Source organism: Rhizobacter sp., from assembly GCF_031412075.1.
GTDB lineage: Bacteria > Pseudomonadota > Gammaproteobacteria > Burkholderiales > Burkholderiaceae_C > Rhizobacter.
Genome location: NZ_JANOCG010000295.1, coordinates 1 through 2,503, shown reverse-complemented (window position 1 = coordinate 2,503; position 2,503 = coordinate 1). Strand labels below are relative to the sequence as shown.

The window sequence follows — 2,503 nt, the reverse complement described above, 5'->3', positions numbered from 1 at the left end:
GCCGGTGGTGGTGTTTTCGATGGAAATGGGCGCCGCCCAGCTGGCGCTGCGCATGGTGGGCTCGCTCGGTCGCATCGACCAGAGCAACCTGCGCACCGGCAAGCTGCGCGACGACGAATGGGGCCGCCTGTCCGAAGCGGTCGAAAAGCTCGGCAAGGCCGCGGTGTTCATCGACGAAGGCTCGGCTCTCACCCCTACCGAGCTGCGTGCCCGTGCGCGCCGCCAGGCCCGCCAGTGCGGGCAGCTTGGGTTGATCGTGGTCGACTACCTGCAGCTGATGAGCGGCAGCGGTGGCAGCAGTGAAGAAAACCGCGCCACCGTGATCGGTGAAATCTCGCGCGGCCTGAAATCATTGGCCAAGGAGCTGAAATGCCCGGTGATCGCGCTGTCGCAGCTCAACCGAAGCGTTGAAACCCGTACCGACAAACGCCCGATGATGAGCGACTTGCGCGAGTCCGGCGCCATCGAGCAGGACGCCGACGTCATCATGTTCATCTACCGCGATGACTACTACACCAAGGAGCAGAGCAAGGAACCCGGTGTGGCCGAGATCATCATCGGCAAGCAGCGTAACGGCCCCACGGGCACGGTGAAGCTGGCTTTCCTGAAGCCATTGACCAAATTCGAGAACATGGCACCCGGGAGCTCCGGCTCCGACATGTACTGAGGCTGGCCAGACGGGTGATCTGCTGTGTGGGCTACAGCACAGAAGGAAATCTGGGGTGACGCTATCTTGCAGGCACCCCTGTTCCACCGCCTGAGGAGCCGCCTTGATCACCTTCAAAGTGAAAGACATGTTTTCGAGTCGCTCGGCCGGCACCATCGTGAAGTCGGTGAAGGCGCTGGACAGCGGTGCGAGAGTGCGCGTCAACATGGAAACCTATTCGGTGGAGATCGAGCCCAGCTGGGCCCGGCCTGACGCCTTCCGCGAGGCCATTGGCAAGGCCGGATTCACGCCGGAGGCGCCAAAGGTCGCTCCGCCGAAGCCGCCATTCGCAGGCGAGGTCGACGTGCCTCTGCCCTGAAGTCAACGCTCAAGCCACCCGTTGGTGATCTTGCCCCTGCATAACCGGACACGGTCTATACGCTGGTTGACGTGTACCCCGTGAGGGTGACGCGTTGCTGATGTTGCCTGAACTCTCTGGGCGAGCGCATTCTCAGGCTCGAGTGCGGGTGCACATTGTTGAAGTGCTCGAAGGCCTCGGGGAGTTGCGCCATCACTGCCTTGGCGTTGGCGAGGTTCATTCGGCTGACGTAGTCGCGCTTGAAGGTGTTGACGAAGCTCTCGGCGATGCCGTTGCTCTGCGGGCTGCACACGGGCGTGGTGACGGGCTTGAGCCCAAGCGAGCGAGCAATCGCGCGCGTGTCGTGAGCGATGTAGGCGCCACCGTTGTCCGTGAGGAACTCCAGTTCACGGCCCTCGGGAAGGGCCTCCACGGCGCCGAAGCGCCTCTCGACAGCCTCGATGAGCATCTCGCGCACCGGCTCGCCTGGCAGGCCTTTGCCGGGCCACGCGCGCCAAGCCATGACCTCCCGGTCGCAGCAATCCTTGGCGAAGGTCGCGGTCACGGTTTCGCCCGAATCGCACTTGATCTCGAAGCCGTCTGAGCACCACCGGGTGTCACTGGTGCCTACCGCCACCTTGCCCTCGTGCTTGCGGCTGGACTGCGGTCTGCGCGGGGCCTTGGGAAGCAGCAGCTTGGCCTCGGCCATCACGCGGTACGCGCGCTTCGGATTGACCATTTGTCGCCCTTCAGCGCGACGCTGGCGATTGACCAATGCGCAGGCGCGGCGGTACCCGTAGCTCGGCAGATCGGCGATGTGCAGCCGAATCTCGCCAAGCAACTCCTCGTCAGGTGCCGGCGTGCGGTTCATCCGCCCATCACGCCAGTCCTGCGAGCGGTGAACCCGCGTGTGCAAGTACGAGCGCGCCAGACCCAGTGCTTCACAGACGGCCTTCACGGCTCGTCCTTTGGCAACAAGGGCGAGCGCGCAATCCACTTTTTTTCGGCGGCGAACTCCACAGCTTCCTTGAGGATCTCGTTCTCCACGGTCTTCTTGCCCAGGATGCGCTGCAGCTTGGCGATCTCTGCGCGAGCAGCAGCCAGCTCCGACGCCGGCACCACCGACTCACCGGCAGACACAGCGACCAACGCGCCCTCTCTGTCAAGCTTGCGCCACTGGAACAGCAGGCTTGCCGCGACGCTCTCCTGGCGCGCCACCAGCGACACCGACATGCCGGGCTCATACGTGCGTCGCACGAGCGCCGCCTTCTCCTGAACCGACCACCGCCGCCGGCGTTGATCGGTCATCACAATCTCTACGGGCTCTGTACGCCTAGTCATATTCACAGTCCTACTCCTATCCTCAAAGATAAGCGATGGACCGTGTCCGGTCATTCAGGGGGCCAGCTCAGAACTGGCCACGCTGGAATGGGTGGCCTGGTTCAACCATCACTGCCTGCTTGAGCCCATCGGCTACATCCCGCCAGCAGAGGCTGAGG

General features: G+C 63.6%; 3 protein-coding genes. 2 read left to right on the top strand and 1 reads right to left on the bottom strand.

What is annotated here, in order from left to right; translation table 11 throughout:
- Together RMO40_RS10730 and RMO40_RS10725 are read left to right on the top strand one after the other, a co-directional pair.
- The coding region (locus RMO40_RS10730; protein WP_309720426.1) for a DnaB-like helicase C-terminal domain-containing protein at positions 1–667 on the top strand (667 nt) is incomplete at its 5' end.
- Between the two features lie 103 nt (positions 668–770).
- Positions 771–1,025, top strand: coding sequence for a heavy-metal-associated domain-containing protein (locus RMO40_RS10725; protein WP_309720423.1), 255 nt, complete (start codon positions 771–773; stop codon positions 1,023–1,025).
- Positions 1,026–1,080: 55 nt separating this feature from the next.
- Here RMO40_RS10725 and RMO40_RS10720 read toward each other — a convergent pair.
- Positions 1,081–2,345 (bottom strand): IS3 family transposase gene (locus RMO40_RS10720; protein ID WP_309720421.1). Its coding sequence is split into 2 segments (ribosomal slippage): positions 1,081–2,015 and positions 2,015–2,345, totalling 1,266 coding nucleotides; the frame shifts between segments, so codons are not numbered across the junction.
- Positions 2,346–2,503: the final 158 nt, after the last annotated feature.